Genomic DNA, 21,015 nt, shown 5'->3' with positions numbered 1-21,015 from the left:
TCCATGAATGTCGTCAGCCCGCCGGCCGCCCTGCGCGGTGTCTCCGAGGAGGAATGGCGCATCCGGTGCGACCTCGCGGCGCTGTACCGGCTGGTCGCGCATTTCCGCATGACGGACTTCATCTACACCCACATCAGCGCGCGGATTCCCGGGCCGGAGCACCATTTCCTCATCAACAGGTACGGCGTGCTGTTCCATGAGATGCGCGCGAGCGACCTCGTGAAGATCGACCTGGACGGCAATGTGGTCGAGGAGGGCGCGGAAACGAAGCCGGTGAACACCGCGGGCTTCGTGATCCATTCCGCGATCCACGCGGCGCGCGAGGATGCGGCGGTGGTGATCCACACGCATACCGAGGCCGGCATCGCGGTCTCGGCGCAGCGGCAGGGGCTGCTGCCGATCAGCCAGCATGCGCTGAAGTACTACGGCCACCTGGCGTATCACGACTACGAAGGGATCGCGCTGGAGCTCGAGGAACGCGAGCGGCTGGTGCGCGACCTCGGCACCCACAACGCGATGATCCTGCGCAACCACGGGCTGCTGGTCTGCGGGCGGCATGCCTGCGAGGCGTTCCTGAACATCTACTACCTGGAACGCGCCTGCCAGGCGCAGATCAGCGCCCTGGCCGGCGGCGCCGAGCTGGTGCTGCCGCCTGAACAGGTGCGCCTGCACACCGCGGCGCAGTTCAACCGCGGCGGCGACAGCGGGCATTTCGCGATGGCCTGGACCTCGGCGCTGCGGCTGATCGAGGACGGGAAGCCGGACTATCGTTCGTGACGGCTGACACGCTGATCGAGGGCGGACGCGTCTTTCGCGGGCTTGCGGGCGGCTTCTCGGATGCGGTGGCGCTGAAGGACGGGCGCGTGCTTGCGCTGGGTGATGATGCGCGCGCGGCGGCGGGGGCGGGCACGCGGCGGGTCGATCTTGGCGGGCGGGTGGCGATCCCGGCCTTCAACGAGGCGCATATGCACCTGCTGCCCTATGGGCTCGGCCTGTCGCAGGTGAACCTGCGCGCCGAGGAAGTGCGCACGCTGGATGAGGTGCTGCGGCGTATCGGGGATGCGGCGAAGGCGGCGCCCAAGGGCGCCTGGGTGCTTGGTCGCGGCTACGACCATGCCGAGCTCGATGTCGGGCGGCATCCGCTGGCCGGCGAGCTCGATCGTGTGTCGCCGGACAATCCGGTGGCGATCGTGCGTACCTGCGGGCACATGTCGGTGGCCAATTCCATGGCGATGAAGCTGGCCGGGGTCGGGCACAATACGCCCGATCCCGAAGGCGGCGTCATCGAGCGAAAGGGCGGCCAGCTCACCGGGCTGTTCCAGGAACGCGCGATGCGCCTGGTGCGCGATGTGATCCCGCCGCCGGATGAGGCGCGGATGGTCGGTGCGATCGGCGCGGCCTGCGATCATCTCGCCTCGCTCGGCTTCGCCAGCGCCACCGACATGAATGTCGGGATGACGGCGGGCATGGCGGAGGTCGCGGCCTATGACGCGGCGAAGGCGGCGGGGCGGCTCGGGCTTCGCATGTGGCAGGTGCTGGCAGGCAATCCGGAAGGCATCGCGGCCGAGGCCTGGGCGGCCGGCATGCGGCCGATGGATGGCGACGACAGCCTGCGCTGGGGCGCGGTGAAGGTCTTCGCGGATGGCTCCGCAGGCGGGCTGACCGCGGCCTTCTTCGAGCCCTACATCCAGGGTGGCACCGGCGTCTTCACCTTCCCGGACGAGACCATCCACGCGCTGCTGAAGCTGTATCACGAGCAGGGCTGGCAGCTGGATATCCACGCCATCGGCGATGCGGCGATCGAGCAGGTGTTGCTGGGCATGGAGGCGGCTGACAGCGCGGCGCATCCCTTCGCGCAGCGGCGGCATCGGATCGAGCACTGCGGCTTCGTCACGCGCGATCAACGGCGGCGGATGAAGGCGCGCGGCATCCTGCCGGTGCCGCAGCCGGTGTTCATGTACGAATTCGGCGACCTGTACGTGAAGAACCTCGGGCGCGAGCGGTCGGACCACGCCTATCCGATGAAGACCTGGCTGGCGGAGGGCGCGCATCCGGCGGCGTCGTCCGACTGCCCGGTCTCGACGGTCGATCCGTTCATCAACCTGTTCACCATGACGACGCGGCGGACCAACAAGGGTACGGTGATGGGGCCGGAAGAACGGCTGACCGCCGAGGAAGCCGTGCACTGCTACACTTGGTGCGGTGCCTTTACGCAGTTCGCGGAGGATCGCCGCGGCACGCTGGAGCCCGGCATGCAGGCCGACATCGCCGTGCTGTCGCGCGACGTGTTCGCCATCGACCCTGAGGAACTGCGCGGCGTGCAGGCGGACCTGACGCTGCGCGATGGCGCGGCCATCTTCGACCGCCACGGCGCGTTCGCCTGATGCTGCGCCATGCGCTGCACCGGCTGCTGCTGGCCGTGCCGGTCATGTTCGGCGTGCTGCTGATCGGCTTCCTGCTGATGCAGGTGGTGCCGACCGACCCCGCCACGGTGCGCGCCGGGCCCAACGCCACACCCGATGTGATCGCGCTGATCCGCAGCGACCTTGGCCTCGATGAACCGCTGCACGTGCAGTTCGGGCTGTATGTCTGGCGGTTGCTGCATGGCGACCTGGGTGCCTCCATCATCAACAACGTGCCGGTCAGCCAGGAATTGGGCGCGACGATCGGGCCGACGCTGGAACTGATGTTCGCGAGCCTGTTCTGGTCGATCCCGCTCGGCATCCTGATGGGCACGCTGGCGGGGTATTGGCGCGGGTCGGTGATCGATCGGTCGATCATGGCGCTGTCGGTCGCGGGCGTGTCGGTGCCGGTGTTCTTCGTGGGGCTGGTGCTGATCTGGTTCGTCGGCTTCCAGTGGCAGTGGCTGCCCTTCACCGGGCGCGCCGGGCCGTTCTGGACGATGGATGGGCTGAAGTCGCTGATCCTGCCGGCGCTGACGCTGGGGGGCGTGTTCATCGGGCCGGTGGCGCGCATGACGCGCACGGCGGTGCTGGATGTGCTGTCCGCGGACCATGTGCGGACGGCGCGCGCGAAGGGGCTGACCGAACGCCTGGTGGTGCTGCGGCACGCGCTGCGGAACGCGCTGGTGCCGGTGGTGACGCTGATCGGCTTGCAGATCGGCTTCCTGCTCGGCGGCGCGGTGGTGACCGAGACGGTCTTCGCCTGGCCTGGTGTCGGGCGGTTGGCGGTGGGTGCGATCCTGTCGAGCGACTTCCCGATGGCGCAGGGGACGATCATCGTGCTGTCGATGGGATTCATCGTGGTGAACTTGACGGTGGACGTGCTGTACGCGGCGCTCGACCCGCGGATCCGCGCGGCATGAGTGCCGCGACGGAAACCAGCGAGCCGATCGCGCCGCCGCGCCCGGGTATCCTGGCGCGGCTGCTGCGGGAGCCGGCGGCGGCGGTGTCGCTGATCCTGGTCGTGCTGATCATCGCGGCCGCGGTGCTGGCGCCGGTGCTGGCGCCGACCGATCCGTATGACAACGACCTGTCGCTGGCGATGCAGCCGCCGGGCAGCCCGGGGCTGCCGCTGGGCGCCGACGCGCAGGGCAGGGACATGGTGACGCGGCTTCTGTACGGCCTGCGCGTGTCGCTGCTGATGGGTTTCGCGGCGGTGGCGCTGGGCGGGTCGCTGGGCGCGCTGCTGGGGTTCCTGGCGGCCTTCTACCATCGCTGGCTGGACGGGCCGATCATGCGGCTGGTGGATATCCTGCTGTCCTTCCCGGCCATCCTGGTGGGGCTTGCCATCGCGGCGATCTTCGGGCCGGGGATCTTCTCGGTGGTGCTGGCGCTGTCGGTGGCGACGGTGCCGCTGATGGCGCGCATCGTGCGCGGGTCGGCCATGGTGGTGATGCGGCTCGACTTCATCGAGGCGGCGCGCGCGACCGGCATGACCGATGCGCGGCTGATCTGGCGGCACCTGGCGCCGAACTGCCTGTCGTCGATTTTCGTGTTCGCCACGCTGCGCTTCGGGCAGGTGATCCTGCTGGGATCGGCGCTGTCCTTCCTGGGGCTGGGGGCGCAGCCGCCGACGCCGGAACTGGGCGCGATGGCCAGCGAGGGGCGCAACTTCCTGTTCTTCGCACCGCACATCGCCGTCGTGCCGTGCATCGTGATCTTCATCGTCGTGCTCGCCTTCAACGTCCTTGGGGACGCCTTGCGGGATGCGCTCGACCCCAGGCTACGCGTTTGATCGGGAAAGGGATGACCATGAGGAAGACGCTCGGCGTTGCGCTGCTTGCGCTGGCCGCTGCCATGCCGGTGGGCGATGCGATCGCCCAGGCCAATCCACGCAACACGCTGGTGGTCCTGCGCGAGATCGACGCCGACAACTACGACCCGCCGCGGTCCACCGCGCGCGGTGCGGGCGAAGTCATCTACATGATGAGCGACACGCTGGTGGCGCTCGACTTCGACATGCAGACGGTGCGCCCGCTGCTGGCCGAACGCTGGGAGGTCAGCCCGGACGGCAAGACCTACACCTTCCACCTGCGCCGCGACGTGACCTTCTGCGACGGCCGGCCGATGACCGCCGACGACGTGGTCTATTCGCTCAACCGCTTCATCGACCCCGCCACGCGCAGCCCGGTGCGCTGGCGCGCCGGCCCGGTGCGGGAGATCCGTGCGCGGGACGCCCACACCGTCGAATACGAGCTGAACGAGCCCTTCGGCGAATTGCTGTTCCAGCTGACGCTGTTCTTCGCCTCCGTCGTGGACCGCAACACGGTTGAGCGACTGGGGCAGAATTTCGGCGTGCAGGGCTTCAACGGCACGGGGCCGTATTGCTGGGCATCCTGGACGCCGCGGCAGGAACTGGTGCTGACGCGCCACCCGAATTACCGCTGGGGTCCGCAGGGCGTGTACCAGAACCCCTCGCCGCAGGTGGACCGCGTGGTGTGGCGCATCGCGCCGGAATCGCAGACGCGCCTGGCCGCGCTGCAGACCGGCCAGGGCGACGTGACGCAGTACATCCCGGCCATCGCGGTGGCGCAGTTGCAGCGCACGCCGAATGTGCGGATGTCCCAGCAGCAGAACTATTTCTGGGATCACTTCATGGGCTTCAAGGTCGACAAGCCCGTGGTGAGCGACCCTGCCGTTCGCCGCGCCATCAACATGGCGATCAATCGCGATGCGCTGGTGCGCGCGACCTGGTTCGGCACGGCGACGCCGGCGGATAGCTACCTGAACCCGGCGGTGACGGGCTTCGATGCCGAGGCCGCGCGCCTGGTGCCGCGCTTCGACCAGGCCGGTGCGCAGCGCGTGCTGGACGAGGCTGGCTGGCGCATGGGCCCCGACGGCATCCGCGTGAAGGATGGCCAGCGCGCCACCTTCCTGGTGTACGGCATCCAGACCCAGGCGGCGCAGCAATACCTGCAATCGATGCAGGCCGACCTGCGGCGCGTGGGCCTCGAGATGCGCATCCAGATGTGGGATGCCACCGTGGGCTGGGGACGGCTGGCCACGCAGGAATTCGACGCCTTCGTGATGTCGTATCCCTACGTCACGGCGACGGATGCCTTCTCGCTGTACTTCAACAGCCGCAACCGGCCGACGCCCAACCGCATGAACTGGAACAACGCGGAGACCGATGCGGCACTGCGCGAGGCGCAGACCTCGGTGGATCCGGCGGTGCGCACGGCGGCGATCGCGCGCGCGCAGCGCATCATCGCCGAGAACAACGTCTGGTTCCCGGTGGCGCGCGAACAGCTCTGGGTGGCATCGTCCGGGCGGACCGAGGGTGTCCGGGCGCATGGCATCTATGGCATCGCGCTCTACAAGGGCCTGGATATCCGCCTGACGCGCTGAGCCTGAGCGGGGCCGCATCGCGCGGTCCCGCCTTCCACGACCTGAGGAATGCACGCATGACCACAACGCTCATCAGGAACGCCGAGCTCGTCGTCGGCTGGGATTCCGCCGCGAAGTCGCACAGCTACATGCCCGACACCGATGTCGCCTTCGATGGCGGCACCATCACCTTCATGGGCCGCGGCTATGAGGGCACCGCCGATACGGTGCTCGACGGGCGCGGGCTGATGGTCATGCCGGGGCTGGTGAACATCCATTCGCACCCGTCGAGCGAGCCGCTGAACAAGGGCTTCCTGGATGAGATCGGCTCGCCCGGCCTGTATAATTCCTCGCTGTACGAATACATGCCGATCTTCCGCGCGGATGCGGAAGCGGTGCCGCATTGCGTGCGCGTGGCGCTGTCGGAACTGCTGCTGTCCGGCGTGACCACGCTCGCCGATCTGTCGATGTCGCATCCGGGCTGGCTGGATCTGCTGGCCGAGGCGGGGATGCGCGTGTGCATCGCGCCGATGTTCCGCTCGGCGCGCTGGTTCACCAAGAACGGCCATGTCGTCGAGTACGAATGGGACGAGAAGGCCGGCGAGAAGGCGATGGAGGAAGCCCTCCGCCTGGTCGAACGCGCCGAGCAGCACGAGTGCGGCCGCCTGTTCGGCATGGTCGTGCCCGCGCAGATCGACACCTGCTCGGCCGGGTTGTTGAAGGACAGCCATGCGGAAGCCGCCAAGCGCGGCCTGTCCTGGCAGATCCATGCCGCGCAGTCGGTGGTGGAATTCCACGAGATCACGCGCCGGCATGGCACCACGCCGATCGGCTGGCTGGATTCCATGGGGCTGCTGGGGGAACGCTCCATCATCGGGCATGGCATCTTCCTCGACGACCATCCCTCGACGCGCTGGCACACCGAGACCGACCTCGATCGGCTGGCCGATACCGGCACGACGGTGGCGCATTGCCCGACCGTCTTCGCGCGTCGCGGGATCGCGATGAAGGATCTGGGGCGCTACATCCGTCGCGGCGTGAACATGGGGATCGGGACGGACACCTATCCGCACAACATGCTCGATGAGATGCGTCTGGCCGCGCATATCGCGCGCACCCAGGCGGGCAATCCGCGCACGCTGCAGACGACCGACCTCTTCAACGCGGCGACCATCGGCGGCGCGAAGGCGCTGGGGCGCGACGACATCGGGCGCATCGCGGTGGGGTGCAAGGCGGATTTCTCGCTGGTGGACATCACGCATCCGATGATCCGCCCGGCCTATGACCCGATCCGCAGCCTGATCTATGCCGCGGGCGACCGCGCGCTGAGGGCGGTGTTCGTCGATGGCGCGAAGGTGGTTGAGGATGGCGAGGTGCTGACCATGGACTACCGCCAGGCCGCCGAGCACCTGCACGAGGCGCAGAAGCGCGTCGCCGCCGGCGTCACGCAGCGCGACTGGGCGCATCGCAGCCCCGAGCAGATCGCGCCCCCGACCTTCCATTGGTCGTGATGCCGGACGACCTGCTGCGCATCGAGGGCCTTCGTACCGTCTTCCGCACCCATGGCGGGGAGATCGCGGCGGTGGATGGCGTGGACCTGTCCGTCCCGCGCGGTCGCACGCTGGGCATCGTGGGGGAATCGGGCTGCGGGAAGTCGGTGCTGTCGCTGTCGGTGATGCGGCTGGTGGCGCATCCCGGGCGCGTGGCGGCGGGGCGCGTCGTGCTCGATGGGCGCGACCTGCTCGGCCTGTCGAACGCACAGATGCGCGACGTGCGCGGCAGCCAGGTCGCGATGATCTTCCAGGAGCCGATGACCAGCCTGAACCCCGTCCACACGGTCGGCTTCCAGATCACCGAGGCGATGCGCGCACACGACCCGCGGGCCTCCAACGCCGAACTGCGCGACCGCGCGATCGGGGCGCTGACGCGCGTGCGCATCCCCGCGCCCGAGCGCCGCTTCGACGAATACCCGCACCAGCTCTCCGGCGGGATGCGCCAGCGCGTGATGATCGCGATGGCGCTGGCCTGCAGCCCGAAGCTGCTGATCGCGGATGAGCCCACCACGGCGCTGGACGTGACGGTGCAGGCGCAGATCCTCGACCTGCTGCGCGACCTGCAGGCCGAGACGGGGATGTCCATCATCCTGATCACCCACGACCTCGGCGTGGTGGCGGAAATGGCGGATGAGGTGGCGGTGATGTATGCGGGGCGGGTGGTGGAACGCGCGCCCGCCGGTGCGCTGTTCGGCGACCCGATGCACCCCTACACGCTCGGCCTGCTGGGATCGGTGCCGCGGCTCGATGAGGAACGCGAGACGCTGCTCGCCATCGATGGCTCCGTGCCGCCGCCCTTCGCCCTGCCCAGGGGCTGCCGCTTCCACCCGCGCTGCCCCTTCGCGGCGGATGCCTGCAAGGTCGAAGCGCCGCCGCTGCGCGAGATCGCGCCCGGCCACCAGGCCGCCTGCCTGCGCGCGCCGGTCGAGGCCTTCGCCGCATGAACGCCCCACTGCTGGAAGTGACGGACCTCGCCAAGCACTACCCGGTCCGCAAGGGGCTGATCCTGGCCAGGCAGGTCGGTACGGTGCGCGCCGTCGATGGCGTGTCCTTCACGCTGAACCGCGGCGAGACGCTGGCGCTGGTCGGTGAATCGGGCTGCGGGAAATCCACCACGGCGCGGCTGGTGCTGCGCCTGATCGAGCCGTCGGCCGGCAGCCTGCGCTTCGACGGGCGCGACATCACCGGCATCTCCGGTTCCGCGTTGCGCGCGATGCGCCGGCGGATGCAGATCGTGTTCCAGGACCCCTATGCCAGCCTCAATCCGCGCCTGACGGTGGCCGAGACCATCGCCGAGCCGATGCAGGTGCATGGCATCGGCGACGCCGCGTCGCGCCGCGCGCGGGTGGCGGAACTGCTCGGCCTGGTCGGGCTGCGTGCCTTCCATGCGGAGCGCTACCCGCATGAATTCTCCGGCGGGCAGCGCCAGCGCATCGGCATCGCGCGCGCGCTGTCGGTGCAGCCGGATCTGGTGGTCTGCGACGAACCGGTCAGCGCGCTGGATGTGTCGATCCAGGCGCAGGTTGTGAACCTGCTGAAGGACCTGCAGCGCCGCTTCGGCCTCGCCTACCTGTTCATCGCGCATGACCTGGCGGTGGTGAAGCATGTCGCCGACCGCGTGGCGGTGATGTACCTCGGCAGCATCGTCGAGACGGCGTCCAAGCGCGACCTCTTCGCCACTCCGCGCCACCCGTACACGCGCGCTTTGCTGGCGGCGATCCCGCATCCCGACCCGACGCGGCGCGGGCGGGTGAAGCCGCTGGGCGGCGATGTGCCCTCGCCGATGAATGTGCCGCCGGGCTGCCGCTTCCACACGCGCTGCCCCTTCGCGCAGGATCGCTGCCGCAAGGAAGAACCCGTGCTGCGCCAGTTGGCCGATGGGCACGCCGCGGCCTGCCATGTCGCGGAGAGCCTGCCCCCGGCCGGGCTGGATTTCAGCGGCGGGCTGGCGCCGGCGGCGGCGATGCGGCTCGCGCTCTATGCCAGGGCGCGCGACGCGGCGGCGTAGCGTTTACGCAAGGCCCGCGCGCGCCTACCCTTCGGCGCAACGGCGCAGGAGGAACGACATGGCGCGGATCGGTTTCGTGGGGCTCGGCCGGATGGGCGCGCATATGGCGCGCAACTTGCTCAAGGCCGGGCATCAGGTCGTGGTGTTCGACATCGTGCAGGCGGCCGTCGAACCCGTTGTCGCGGCGGGTGCGACGGCGGCGTTCTCCTCCGCCGCGGCGGCGCAGGATGCCGATGTGGTCATCACCATGCTGCCGGCCGGCGCCGAGGTGCGCGACGCCTGGCTGGGGCAGGGCGGCTTGGCGAAGGCATCGCGCGCGGATGCGCTGCTGATGGATTGCTCGACCATCGATGTCGCGACGGCGCGCGAGGTCGCGGCGGCGGCCGGGCGGCCCTTCCTCGATGCACCGGTGTCGGGCGGCGTGGTCGGCGCCGAAGCGGGCACGCTGACCTTCATGGTCGGCGGCGATGCGGAGGCGGTGGCGCGCGCGAAGCCGATCCTGGAAGCCATGGGGCGCAACGTCGTGCATTGCGGCGATGCCGGCGCCGGCCAAGTGGCGAAGCTGTGCAACAACATGATGCTCGCAGCCACCATGGCGGTGACGTCGGAGGCCTTCGTGATGGCCGAGCGGCTCGGCCTGCCGGCGCAGGCGCTGTTCGACGTGTGTTCCAAGTCCACGGCGATGTCCTGGGCGCTGGTGGGGTCCTGCCCGGTGGCCGGGCCGGTGCCGACCAGCGCCGCCAACCGCGACTTCGCGCCGGGCTTCACGGCGGCGCTGATGCGCAAGGACCTGACCCTGGCGCAGCAGGCGGCGAAGGATGCCGGGGTGGATGCGCAGGTCGGCGCGCTGGCGCTGTCGCTGTTCGACCGCTTTGTCGAGGGTGGCGGCGGGGGCAAGGATTTCTCCGGCATCATCACGATGATCCGCGCGGGGAAGGCGGGATGACCAACACCTTCGTTTCGCCGCGGCTGCTGATGATCGGCGGCGGCGCGGTCGGCAAGCTGGCGGAGGTGCTGGCGCAGTTCGGCCTGTCGAAGCCGCTGGTCGTGACCGATCCGTGGATGGTGTCCTCCGGCACGGTGGACAAGGCGTTGGGGCCGCTGCGCGCGGCGGGCATCGCGCCGGGCGTGTTCAGCGACACCGTGCCCGACCCGACCGATACCGTGATCGAGGCCGGCGTCGCGGCGATGCGCTCGGGCGACTACGATTGCCTGGTCGGCTTCGGCGGCGGGTCGCCGATGGACACCGCGAAGGCCATGGCGATCCTGGGCGCCGCGCAGCCGGGTGTGAAGATGCGCGACTTCAAGGTGCCCGCGCAGGCCAATCGCGCCGCGCTGCCGGTCATCTGCATCCCGACCACCGCGGGCACCGGCAGCGAGGCGACGCGCTTCACCGTCATCACCGACACCGAGCGCGACGAGAAGATGCTGATCGCGGGCCTCGGCGCGCTGCCGCTCGCCGCCGTCGTGGACTACGAACTGACCTTCAGCCTGCCTGCGCGCATCACCGCCGATACCGGTATCGACAGCCTGACCCACGCGCTGGAAGCCTTCGTGTCCAAGCGCGCCAATGACGAGGCTGACGAATACGCGCTGCGCGCCATGCGCCTGATCGCGCCGAACCTCCGCACGGTCCATGGCGAACCCACGAACGCCATCGCGCGCGCGGCGATGATGAAGGGCGCGACTTTGGCGGGGATCGCCTTCAGCAATTCCTCGGTCGCGCTGGTGCATGGCATGTCGCGGCCGATCGGTGCGCATTTCCATGTGCCGCACGGGCTGTCCAACGCCATGCTGCTGCCCGCGGTCACCGAGTACAGCCTGAACGCCGCGCTGCCGCGCTATGCCGAAGCCGCGCGCGCGATGGGGGTGGCGACATCGGCCGAGGGCGACCAGTCGGCGGCGGCGAAGCTGTTGCAGGAATTGCGCGACCTGAACCGCGACCTGGCGGTGCCCACGCCCGCCGCCTATGGCATCGATGCGGCGAAATGGGACGCGCTGCTGCCGACCATGGCGGCGCAGGCGCTGGCCAGCGGATCGCCGGCGAACAATCCGGCAGTGCCCGCGGCGGAGGAGATCATCGCCCTCTATCGCCGCGCCTGGGCCGGCTGAACACGCACGGGAGGACCACCCATGAACACGCGCATCGCACGCCGCCCGCTGCTGAGCCTGGCGGCGGCGTCCGGCCTTCTTGCCGCGCCGCGACTGGCCATCGCCCAGGCGTGGCCGGCACGGCCGATCCGCATCATCGTGCCCTATACGCCGGGCGGCTTCACGGATCTCTCGACACGCCTGGTGTCGGAGCCGCTGGCGCGCGCGCTCGGCCAGCCCGTGGTGGTCGAGAACCGGCCTGGTGCGAACAGCATCCTGGGCGTCGGGCAGACCGCGACCAGCCCGCCCGATGGCTATACCTTCGTGACCGTGCTGCCGGCCCATGCGGCGAATGCGACGCTGCAGGCCGGGCGCTTGCCCTTCGATGCGGTGAACAGCTTCGCGCCGGTCTCGGTGATCGCGCTGTCGCCGCTGGTGCTGGCGGCGACGGCGAAGCAGCCGATCCGGACGCTGCGCGAGATGGTGAGCTTCGCGAAGTCGAACCGGCTGACCTATGGGTCGAGCGGCATCGGGTCGACCGCGCACCTGGCGATGGAACTGCTGCAGATCCGCGAAGGCTTCCGCGGCGAGCACGTGCCCTATCGCGGGACGCAGCCGGCCCTGCAGGACCTGATCGCCGGCAATATCGTCGCGATGTTCGACGTGAACTCGGCGCTGCGCCCGCAGATCGATGCGCGGAACATCAGCGGCCTCGCCGTCGCGGCCGACCGGCGCCCGCCTTTCGCCACCGACCTGCCGACCTTGATCGAGGGCGGCGTGGCGGATTTCGCGGTCAGCACCTGGTCGATGCTGCTGGCGCCGGCGGGCACGCCGCGGGAGATCGTCACGCGCGTTTCGTCCGAGGTGACGAGGATCCTGCGCGAGCCCGCCATGACCGAGCGGCTGCTGGGCATGGGGCTGCTGGCGGATGGCCGCGGGCCGGACGAGAGCGCGACCTTCCTGCGCGCCGAGGTCGAACGCTGGGGCGAGGTGATCCGCACCGGCCGGATCACCGTCGACGGCTGACCGGGCCGTCGTCGGGCAGCAGCGCCCGGCGTTCGTCCTGTCGCGTGACCGGCCGACGCCGCCGGCATCACTCCAGCCGAATATCCAGCGCGCGCACCACCGGTTCCCAGCGCGCGCGGTCGGCGGCGATGAAGGCGCCGGTCTCGGCGGGGGTCATGGTCACCGGCAGGGCGGCCTGCACGCGATAGATCTCCTGCACGGCGGGCAGGCGGAGCGCCTCCGCGGTGACCTGGGCGATGCGCTGGGCGGCGGCATCGGGCGTGCGCGCGGGGCCGAGCAGGCCGAACCAGTTGCCGGCATCGACCGGCATGCCGAGCTCCGCCATGGTCGGCACGTTCGGCAGCAGCGGGATGCGCGCCGCGGCGCCGACGCCGAGGATCTTGGTGCGGCCGTCACGCGCCGCTGCCTCGGCCGGACCGGCGTTGAGGAACATCGCATCGACCTGGCCGGCGAGCAGCGCGGTGCTGGCCGGCGCCGCGCCGGTGAAGGGCACGTGCAGCATTTCGAGCCGCGCCTGGCGCGCCAGCAACTCCATCGCGAGGTGCGAGGTGCTGCCGATGCCCCAGGATGCGAAGGTGGTGCGCCCCGGTGCCGCGCGCACGCGCGCCAGGAACGCATCCAGCGTATCGACCCCGAGGCCCGGCCGCGTGATCAGCACGAAGGGGCCGCGTGCGAAGACCGTGACCGGTGCGAAGTCGGCCACCGGGTTGTAGGCCAGCCGCGGATAGATCAGCGGGTTGATCGCATGGGTCTCGGCATTGGCCAGGATCAGCGTGTGCCCGTCGGCCGGCGCGCGTGCGACGAACTGCGTGCCGACCGCGCCATTGGCCCCGGCGCGGTTGTCGATCACCACCGATTGGCCGAGGCTGCTGCTCATGGCCGGAGCGAGGGCGCGGATCACGATGTCCGCCAGCCCACCCGCATTCCACGGCACGATGATGCGGACCGGCTGTTCGGGAAAGGCGGCGCGTGCCGGGGCGGCGAGGGGCAGGGCGGCCGCGGTGCCCAGCAGGGCGCGTCGCGTGACATGCTGCATCAGGGTCGTTCCTTCCCATCCGGCCGATCGCGGCACGGTGTGGTAGCGATATCATTCCGCATCGACGCTGCCCATCGCGGCGTCACTCGATGCGGATGTCGAGCGCGCGCACCAGCGGTTCCCAGCGGGCCCGGTCGGCGGCGATGAAGGCGCGCGCCTGGTCCGGGCCGGTCATCAGCGGCAGCGTCGCGAGGGCGCGGTAGCGGTCCTCGGTCGCCGGTGCGCGCAGCGCCTCGGTGGTGACCTGCGCGATGCGCGCCGCGACGGCATCGGGCACCCGCGCGGGGCCCAGCAGCCCGTACCAGTTGCCGGCCTCGATCGGCTGGCCGAGCTCGGCCAGCGTCGGCACGTCGGGCAGCAGCGGGATGCGGGTGGGCGAACCCGCGGCGAGGATCTTCACTCGGCCGTCGCGCGCCGCGGCCTCGCCGGCGCCGGCGGTGATGAACATGACATCCACCTGGCCGCCCTGCAGCGCCGTGCCGGCAGGGGCCGATCCGGTGAAGGGCACGTGCAGCATCTGCACGCCGGCGCTGCGCGCGAGCATCTCCATCGCGAGGTGCGCGGTGCTGCCGATGCCCCACGACGCATAGGTGATGCGCCCCGGCGCCGCGCGTGCCAGCGCGATCAGCGCCTCCAGGCTGTCGGCCGCCAGGCCGGGGCGGCGGATCAGCACGAAGGGCGCGCGGGCGAAGACCGTGACGGGGGTGAAGTCGCGCACCGCGTCATAGGGCAGGCGCGGGTAGATGAGCGGGTTGATCGCATGCGTCTCGGCATTGGCGAGGATCAGCGCGTGGCCGTCGGGCGCGGCGCGCGCGACAGACTGGGTGCCGACGGCGCCATTGGCGCCGGCGCGGTTCTCGACGACCACCGGCTGGCCGAAGGTATTCGCCATGGCCGGTGCAAGCACACGGATCGACAGGTCAGCCAGGCCGCCGGCGGGCCATGGCACGGTGATGCGGACCGGCTGGTCGGGGAAGGCGGCCAGCGCGGGGGCGGCGAAGGGCAGGGCAGCGGCGGCGCCGAGCAGGGCGCGGCGGTGCAGGTGATGCATCGTGGATCGTCCTTCCCATGGTGCCGACTGACGCGGCATTCATGGTAGCGATATCACGATGCGCCGGCCCCTGCCACCGGGCCGGGGTGGTCAGTGTCCTGCCCGCTGCGTGCGTGCGCTTCGCCAAGCACGCAGCGGACAAGCAGGCCACTGGAAACAATGGCTGGTGGCCCGAAGACGAAGCCCGCAGGACTTCGGAATCGGGAAACTAGGCGGTCTTGCCGGCCGTGCGCTGCGCGGTCGCGCCGCCCTTGTTGTCATCGCCGCGCCGCAGCCTGTTGCGCCCACTGAACAGCACGATCGGCGCCGCGATGAACACCGACGACCCCGCCGAGATCACGATGCCCGCCACCATCACCCAGGCGAAGCCCGACAGCGTGTCCCCGCCGAACAGCGCGAGCGGCAGTGCCGAGAGCAGCAAGGTCATGGATGTGCCGAGCGTGCGGTTCATCGTCTCGTTGATCGACAGGTCGACCAGCTCGTCGAGCGGCATCGTCTTGAACTTGCGCAGGTTCTCGCGCATGCGGTCGAACACCACGACCTTGTCGTTGGCGCTGAAGCCGATGACGGTCAGGATCGCCGCGATGGTGGTCAGGTTGAACTCGATCTGGAACAGCACCATCAGGCCGACCGCCTTCGTCACGTCCAGCACCAGCGTGGTGACGGCGGCGATGCCGAACTGCCATTCGAAGCGGGCCCAGATGTAGATCAGCATCGCCAGGAACGACAGCGCGAGCGCGGTCAGGCCGCCGATGAACAGCTCGTCCGAGACACGATTGCCGACCGCCTCCACGCGCAGGATGCGGGTGCCCGGCGCGACCTGTTCGAACGCTCCGCGCACCGCGTTGACGGCGCGCTGGACGGCGCCCTCGTCGCCCTGCGCGGGCAGGCGCAGCGCGAAGGTCGAGGCATCGCCGAACTGCAGCAGCGTGGCATCACCCAGGCCAAGCCCGCCGACCGCGTTGCGCAGCGCGCTGATATCGCCCGGCGTGGGCGTGCGCACCTCCATCTCGATGCCGCCCTTGAAGTCGATGCCTTTCTCGAGCCCGGGATGGAAGGCGATGACCAGCGAGGCGGTGGACAGGATCGCCGAGACGACCAGCCCCGTGCGCGCGGCCTTCATGAAGCGGATGCGCGTGCCATCGGGGAAGATGCGGAACAGCGGCCGGCGCAGCCGTTCGAGCAGCGACAGCCCGGGCCGCTGGAACACCGGCAGCTCCTTCGGCCGGGTGCGCTTGTACCACCAGGAGACCAGCAGGCGCGTCAGCACCGTGGCGGTCCACATCTGCACCACCGTGCCGACAGCGACCGTCACCGCGAAGCCCTTCACCGGCCCCGACCCGAAGGCATAGAGGCAGGCCATCGCGATCAGGTTGGTCAGGTTGGAGTCGAGAATCGTCCCCGACGCCTTGGTATAGCCGGCCTCCAGCGCATTGATCGGCGTTCGCCCGTTCCTGACTTCCTCGCGGATGCGTTCGTTGATCAGGATGTTCGCATCGAGCGCGGTGCCGAGCGTCAGCACGATGCCCGCGATGCCCGGCAGCGTCAGCGTCGATTCGATGAGCGACATGAAGGCGATCATCAGCACCAGGTTGAACAGCAGCGCGATATTCGCGAACCAGCCGAGCAACCCGTAGGCAAGCCCCATGTAAAGGAACACGAACAGCGTGCCGACCGCGAGCGAGATGGTACCCGCGCGGATCGCATCGGCCCCCAGTTCCGGCCCGACCGTGCGTTCCTCGACCACCGTGAGCGGCGCGGGCAGGGCGCCGGCGCGCAGCAGCACCGCCAGGTCGTTGGCCGAGCGCGCGGTGAAGGACCCGCTGATCTGCCCCTGGCCGCCCAGGATGGGTTCGCGGATGACCGGCGCGGTGATGACCTTCTCATCCAGCACCACGGCGAAGGGGCGCCCGACATTCTCGCGCGTGATCTGCGCGAAGCGGCGGGTGCCCACGGAATCGAAGGTGAAGTTCACCACCCATTCGCCGGTGCGGCTGTCCTGGCCGGCGCGGGCGTTGGTCAGGTTGGCGCCGTCCACTTCCACGCGGCGGCGCACGGCGAAGCGTTCGCCCTCGCGCTCGCCGGGCAGGAACATCACGCCCGGCGGCGGGGTCGAGGCCAGGGAGGCGGCCTCGTCGACCAGGTGGAAGGTCATGCGGGCGGTGCGGCCCAGCAGGTTCTTGATGCGGTCGGGGTCCTCGATGCCGGGCAGGGTCACCAGGATGCGGTTCTGGCCCTGGCGGGCGATCAACGCCTCGGCCACGCCGGTCTCGTCGACGCGGCGGCGGACGATCTCGATGGATTGCTCGACGGCGGAGCTGGACTTCGCGCGCAACCCGGCCTCGGTCAGCGTGGCCCAGACCTGCCCGTCGGGCTGGCTGGTGACATCGATGTCGGGCACCTGCTGGCCGGTGGCGTTGGTCAGCGGATTGGCCAGTTCGCGCAGTGCCGTCATGGCGGCGGGAATCTGCGCGGGGTCGGTCACGCGCAGCCCCATGCGGCGGTTGGCGGTGTCCGTGGCCAGGTTGACGTAGCGCACATTGGCCGTTCGCAGCCGCGTGCGGGCGGCATCGACCATGCCGTCCAGCCGCTCGCGCACCACGGTGTTGAGGTCGACCTCCAGCAGCAGGTACGACCCGCCGCGCAGGTCGAGCCCGAGATTCACCTGGCGCACCGGGAACCAGTCCGGGAAGGCGGCGCGCGGCAGCAGGTTCGGAATGCTCAACAGCGTCCCGACCAGGCAGACCAGCAGGATCGCGGCGGTCTTCCAGCGCGCGAAATGTAGCATCGGCAGTCAGAACCCCAGTTTCAAAGCGGGCGGACAATGGCGAGGGGGGGCAGGGGATGCAACCCCGCCGGGGCATGCATTCCGTTGACTGTTCCGGGCGGGCATCCTACCGCGGCCCGGCGGCGATCGGCCGGGCCGGCGACGGGGGGCGCGCAGAGCATGACGCGGGCAAAGGCAGGCGTGGCGGCGCCCATTGGGTGGCCAGGCCGATGACCGACCGGCTGTCTCCCGGCCCCGATGGCCGCCCGCGCTGCCGCTGGTGCGCCGCCGCCCCGGACTACGTGGCCTATCACGACACCGAATGGGGCTTCCCGGTGGCCGATGACCGCCGGCTGTTCGAGAAGATCTGCCTGGAAGGCTTCCAGTCCGGCCTGTCCTGGCGGACCATCCTGACCAAGCGGCAGAATTTCCGCGCCGCCTTCCACGGCTTCGACTTCGACCGCGTGGCGCGCTTCACGCAGCAGGATGTCGCGCGGCTGTTGCTGGATGCCGGCATCGTGCGCCATCGCGGCAAGATCGAGGCGGTCATCAACAATGCCGCGCGGGCGCGGGAGATGGTGGCGGCGGAAGGCTCGCTCGCCACCTATTTCTGGCGGTTCGAGGCGCAGGCGGTACCGGGGGTGCGGCCGACCGCGCCGGAATCCGTCGCGCTGTCGAAGGACCTGAAGAAGCGCGGCTGGCGCTTCGTGGGCCCCACCACCTGCTATGCCTTCATGCAGGCGATGGGGCTGGTGAACGACCACGACCCCGGCTGCGTCATCCATGGGGAGGTGGCGCGCGCCAGGGCCTCCTTCACGCCGCCCGGCGGTGCTAAGGCGCGGGGATGAACGCCAGCGACACACGACTCCGCCTCGCCATCCTGGGTGTGGGGCATTTCGGACGGTTCCATTCATTGAAGGCGGCGGGCAATCCGCGCGTGGAACTGGTCGGGCTGGCCGATGCCGATGCCGCCCGCGCCGCCACCGTGGCGGCCGAGGCCGGCACCGTCGCGCTGGCGCCCGAGGCCGCGATCGCCGCCGCCGATGCGGTGATCATCGCCGCGCCCACGCGCTTCCATCACGACCTGGCCATGGCCGCACTGGCCGCCGGCCGGCATGTGTTCATCGAGAAGCCGATCGCCGCGACGCTGGAGGAAGCCGATGCGCTGATCGCCGCCGCGCAGGGGCGGGTGTTGCAGGTCGGGCATATCGAACGGTTTTCCGCCGCCTTCCGCGCGGTGGTCGAAGCCCCGGCCGGCGGGCGCGCGCTGTCCTGGGACGCGGTGCGCGCCGCGCCGTTCCGGCCGCGCAGCCTGGATGTCTCGGTGGTGCTGGACCTGATGATCCATGACATCGACCTGGTGCTGGCGCTGGCCGGCGAAGAACCCTCGGGCATCGAGGCGGTGGGCGCGGCCGTGGCGTCCGACCGGCCGGATTTCGCGGTGGCGCGGCTGCGCTTCCGCGGCGGGCGGGCGGCAGTGATCACCGCCTCGCGCGTGTCGCTCGTGATGGAACGCCGGCTGCGCGTGCTGGGGACGCAGGGCGAGATGAGCGTGAATTTCCTCGACCGATCGCTGGCGGTGCTGCGGCGTGGCGGGGCCGATCCGGTGGCGACCATGCCCGGCCACGGCATCGACCGGGCCACCTGGACCGACCATGACAGCCTGGAGGCCGAGCAGGCCGCCTTCGTGGCCGCCTGCCTGGACGGCGCGCCCGTGGTGGTGGACGGTGCGGCCGGACGGCGGGCGCTGAAGGTGGCGCTGGCGGTCGAGGCTGCCATTGCCCGGGGGGAATAGATGACCAAACCGCGTATCGCCATCGTCGGCGCCGGCGCCGTCGGTGGGTATGCCGGCGCCTACATGGCGCAGGCCGGCCACGACGTGACCTTCATCGACCCCTGGCCCGAGCATGTCGAGGCGATGCGCGCGCGCGGCCTGACCATCGCGCACCTGAAGGACGTGCCGGAATTCACCGTGCCGGTGCGCGCGATCCACCTGACCGAACTGCAATCCTTCGCGAAGGAACGCCCGGTCGACATCGCCTTCGTCTGCATGAAGTCCTACGACACCGCCTGGGCGACCACGATGATCGCGCAGTACCTGGCGCCGGGCGGCTATGTCGTGTCGCTACAGAACTGCATCAATGAGGAAGTGATCGCCGGCATCGTCGGCTGGGGGCGGGTGCTCGGCGCCATCGCCTCGCTGATCACCGTCGAGCTGTCCGCGCCGGGGCTGGTGAAGCGGGCGGCGGGGAAGTCGGGCGCGTCGCACACCGTCTATCGCGTGGGGGAACCGCATGGGCGGGTCTCGCCGCGCGCGGAATTCGTCACCTCGCTGGTCGCGCTGTCGGATTCGGCGCTGACCACGACCAACCTGTGGGGCGAGCGCTGGTCGAAGCTGGTGGCGAACGTCATGGGCAACGGCATCGCCGCGGCGACCGGGCTGCTGGCCAAGGACGCGACGGCGGATGACGCGATCCGCGCCTTCGCCGCGCGGCTGGGGAGCGAGGCGATCCGCGTCGGCCAGGCGCTGGGCTATGACCTCGAGGAGATCCTGCACCTCGACCCCGAGGTCATCGCCCGCGCGGGCGAGGGCGATGACGCCGCGCGCGCCGCCTATGACGCGCAGCGCCTGGCGGATACGCAGAAGCCGGGCGGGGGCGCGCATCGTGCGTCCATGGGCCAGGACATGATGAAGGGGCGGCGCACCGAGATCGAATACCTCAACGGCTTCGTCGTCGCGCGCGGGGCGGAGATCGGCATCGCCGCCCCGGCCAATGCCGCGCTGACGGCGATCGTGAAGCGCGTCGAACGCGGCGAGGTCGCGGCATCGCCCGACCTGATCCGCGGGTTGCGGCTGAACTGACCTTGCGGTGCGGCGCGCTTGGCGCGACCCTCGGTGCAACCAAGGGAAGGAAACGCCATGCGCAATCCGATGGAATTGACCGGCCGCACGGTCATCGTGACCGGCACGGGGCAGGGGATCGGCCGGGCCATCGCCGAGCTGGTGCTCGACCTGGGCGGCAACCTGGTGATGGTCGAGCGCAATCCGGAGACCTTCGCGGCGGTGTCCGCCGCCTTGGCGGGCGACCGCACGCTGGCGATCCAGGGCGACGTGACGGATGAGGTGGTGTGCGCGCGCATCGTCGATGATGCGGTGGCACGCTTCGGCGCGGTGCATGGGCTGGTCAACAATGCCGGCATCACGCGCCCGGCGATGATCGAGAAGATGACCCTGCCGCAGTGGCAGGCGGTGATCGACGTGAACCTGACCGCCTGCCACCTGATGCAGCAGGCGGTGGGCCGCCACATGATCGCCCGCGCCAAGGCCGGCGAGGAGCGTCCGGGCGCGATCGTCAACATCTCCTCGACCGCCGGCAAGCGCGGGTCGATCGGGCAGGTGAACTACGCCGCGGCGAAGGCTGGCCTTTATGGCGTGACCATGAGCGCGGCGCTGGAATGGGCCCGCTACGGCATCCGCGTGAATTCCGTGGGCTTCGGCACGGTCGAGACGCCGATGACCGAGGTGGTGCGATCCGAACGCTTCCGCGAGCGCACGCTGGCGCGCATCCCGCTCGGGCGCATCGCGCAGCCGAAGGAAGTCGCGCCGCTGATCTGCTTCCTGCTGAGCGAGGGCGCGTCCTTCATCACCGGGCAGAACTGGATCGAGGACGGCGGCAGCCACATGCAGCCGTGA

At 70.2% G+C, this 21,015-nt stretch carries 18 protein-coding genes; 15 read left to right on the top strand and 3 right to left on the bottom strand.

Annotation, left to right across the window (positions count from 1 at the left end; all coding sequences use genetic code 11):
* Positions 1-3 precede the first annotated feature (3 nt).
* The 11 genes from LQ222_RS04320 to LQ222_RS04270 are packed head-to-tail and all read left to right on the top strand — an operon-like array spanning position 4 to position 12,467.
* The gene (locus LQ222_RS04320) at positions 4-777 is read left to right on the top strand and encodes a class II aldolase/adducin family protein (RefSeq protein WP_230164727.1); all 774 of its coding nucleotides are present in this window, start codon (positions 4-6) and stop codon (positions 775-777) included.
* Positions 774-2,384 carry an amidohydrolase gene (locus tag LQ222_RS04315; RefSeq protein WP_230164726.1) on the top strand — a complete coding sequence of 537 codons (1,611 nt, stop codon included), beginning with the start codon at positions 774-776 and terminating at the stop codon, positions 2,382-2,384. Before LQ222_RS04320 ends, LQ222_RS04315 begins: the two co-directional genes overlap by 4 nt.
* On the top strand, positions 2,384-3,325 hold the full coding sequence (locus LQ222_RS04310) for an ABC transporter permease (protein ID WP_230164725.1): 942 nt from the start codon (positions 2,384-2,386) through the stop codon (positions 3,323-3,325). Before LQ222_RS04315 ends, LQ222_RS04310 begins: the two co-directional genes overlap by 1 nt.
* Positions 3,322-4,197, top strand: a complete 876-nt coding sequence (locus LQ222_RS04305; protein ID WP_230164724.1) for an ABC transporter permease — start codon at positions 3,322-3,324, stop codon at positions 4,195-4,197. Before LQ222_RS04310 ends, LQ222_RS04305 begins: the two co-directional genes overlap by 4 nt.
* Before the next feature lie 17 nt (positions 4,198-4,214).
* Positions 4,215-5,810 (top strand): ABC transporter substrate-binding protein, encoded by a 1,596-nt coding sequence (locus LQ222_RS04300; protein ID WP_230164723.1) that lies wholly within the window; start codon positions 4,215-4,217, stop codon positions 5,808-5,810.
* 56 nt (positions 5,811-5,866) lie between these two features.
* On the top strand, positions 5,867-7,300 hold the full coding sequence (locus tag LQ222_RS04295) for an amidohydrolase family protein (protein WP_230164722.1): 1,434 nt from the start codon (positions 5,867-5,869) through the stop codon (positions 7,298-7,300).
* Positions 7,300-8,286, top strand: coding sequence for an ABC transporter ATP-binding protein (locus tag LQ222_RS04290; RefSeq protein ID WP_230164720.1), 987 nt, complete (start codon positions 7,300-7,302; stop codon positions 8,284-8,286). Before LQ222_RS04295 ends, LQ222_RS04290 begins: the two co-directional genes overlap by 1 nt.
* Positions 8,283-9,350, top strand: a complete 1,068-nt coding sequence (locus LQ222_RS04285; RefSeq protein ID WP_230164718.1) for an ABC transporter ATP-binding protein — start codon at positions 8,283-8,285, stop codon at positions 9,348-9,350. Before LQ222_RS04290 ends, LQ222_RS04285 begins: the two co-directional genes overlap by 4 nt.
* A complete protein-coding gene (gene mmsB, locus LQ222_RS04280; protein WP_308071554.1) occupies positions 9,241-10,296 on the top strand; it encodes a 3-hydroxyisobutyrate dehydrogenase in 1,056 nt (351 codons plus the stop codon). Before LQ222_RS04285 ends, mmsB begins: the two co-directional genes overlap by 110 nt.
* On the top strand, positions 10,293-11,462 hold the full coding sequence (locus tag LQ222_RS04275) for an iron-containing alcohol dehydrogenase (protein WP_230164716.1): 1,170 nt from the start codon (positions 10,293-10,295) through the stop codon (positions 11,460-11,462). Before mmsB ends, LQ222_RS04275 begins: the two co-directional genes overlap by 4 nt.
* A 21-nt stretch (positions 11,463-11,483) precedes the next feature.
* The gene (locus tag LQ222_RS04270) at positions 11,484-12,467 is read left to right on the top strand and encodes a tripartite tricarboxylate transporter substrate binding protein (RefSeq protein WP_230164715.1); all 984 of its coding nucleotides are present in this window, start codon (positions 11,484-11,486) and stop codon (positions 12,465-12,467) included.
* Positions 12,468-12,534: 67 nt separating this feature from the next.
* Here the strand turns inward: LQ222_RS04270 and LQ222_RS04265 are convergent, their stop codons facing one another.
* From LQ222_RS04265 to secD, 3 genes are all read right to left on the bottom strand, one after another.
* Positions 12,535-13,503 carry a tripartite tricarboxylate transporter substrate binding protein gene (locus LQ222_RS04265; RefSeq protein ID WP_230164714.1) on the bottom strand — a complete coding sequence of 323 codons (969 nt, stop codon included), beginning with the start codon at positions 13,501-13,503 and terminating at the stop codon, positions 12,535-12,537.
* Positions 13,504-13,585: 82 nt separating this feature from the next.
* On the bottom strand, positions 13,586-14,554 hold the full coding sequence (locus LQ222_RS04260; protein ID WP_230164713.1) for a tripartite tricarboxylate transporter substrate binding protein: 969 nt from the start codon (positions 14,552-14,554) through the stop codon (positions 13,586-13,588).
* A gap of 208 nt (positions 14,555-14,762) precedes the next feature.
* Positions 14,763-17,342, bottom strand: a complete 2,580-nt coding sequence (gene secD / locus LQ222_RS04255; protein ID WP_230164712.1) for a protein translocase subunit SecD — start codon at positions 17,340-17,342, stop codon at positions 14,763-14,765.
* Between the two features lie 209 nt (positions 17,343-17,551).
* Between secD and LQ222_RS04250 the strand changes: the two genes are divergently transcribed.
* From LQ222_RS04250 to LQ222_RS04235, 4 genes are read left to right on the top strand one after another with little or no spacing between them, the layout of a single operon-like run.
* A complete protein-coding gene (locus LQ222_RS04250) occupies positions 17,552-18,169 on the top strand; it encodes a DNA-3-methyladenine glycosylase I (protein WP_230164711.1) in 618 nt (205 codons plus the stop codon).
* Entirely contained in the window at positions 18,166-19,116 is a 951-nt protein-coding gene (locus LQ222_RS04245; protein WP_230164709.1) for a Gfo/Idh/MocA family protein, read from the top strand. Before LQ222_RS04250 ends, LQ222_RS04245 begins: the two co-directional genes overlap by 4 nt.
* Positions 19,117-20,184 carry a ketopantoate reductase family protein gene (locus LQ222_RS04240; protein ID WP_230164708.1) on the top strand — a complete coding sequence of 356 codons (1,068 nt, stop codon included), beginning with the start codon at positions 19,117-19,119 and terminating at the stop codon, positions 20,182-20,184. It begins immediately after the preceding gene.
* A 57-nt stretch (positions 20,185-20,241) separates the two neighbouring features.
* Positions 20,242-21,015, top strand: coding sequence for an SDR family NAD(P)-dependent oxidoreductase (locus tag LQ222_RS04235; protein WP_230164707.1), 774 nt, complete (start codon positions 20,242-20,244; stop codon positions 21,013-21,015).

Source organism: Roseomonas sp. CECT 9278, from assembly GCF_918698155.1.
Classification (GTDB): domain Bacteria; phylum Pseudomonadota; class Alphaproteobacteria; order Acetobacterales; family Acetobacteraceae; genus Neoroseomonas.
Note: the sequence above shows the minus strand (reverse complement) of the source record. Positions and strands in the feature narration are given on the sequence as shown.